The sequence below is a fragment of the Streptococcus penaeicida genome (assembly GCF_002887775.1).
GTDB lineage: Bacteria > Bacillota > Bacilli > Lactobacillales > Streptococcaceae > Streptococcus > Streptococcus penaeicida.
Map to the genome: position 1 here is coordinate 1 of NZ_LOCM01000068.1, position 291 is coordinate 291.

Genomic DNA, 291 nt, shown 5'->3' on the forward strand with positions numbered 1-291 from the left:
AAGCTAAGCGACTTCCGTATCTAACAGGGGCAACCCCCAACTACTTCAGGCGTTCTAGGGCTTAACTACTGTGTTCGGCATGGGTACAGGTGTATCTCCTAGGCTATCGTCACTTAACTTTTTAGTCCACTCAAAATTGAATAACTATATCTTAACAAGAAGTCTACCTCTATGTCAATAAACTTTTCTATTATCAAAATTGTACTCGGACTAAAAAGCTAGTCAATTAGATAAAATGTCTTGAGACTCCGTAGTCTCTACGCCATTTTCCTAAATTGTTACGCTTTTTTT

1 rRNA gene is annotated in these 291 nt (G+C 38.1%); it reads right to left on the bottom strand.

The window, feature by feature from the left end:
* Positions 1 to 2: 2 nt before the first annotated feature.
* Positions 3 to 117 (bottom strand): 5S ribosomal RNA (gene rrf / locus AT575_RS10280).
* Positions 118 to 291 lie beyond the last annotated feature (174 nt).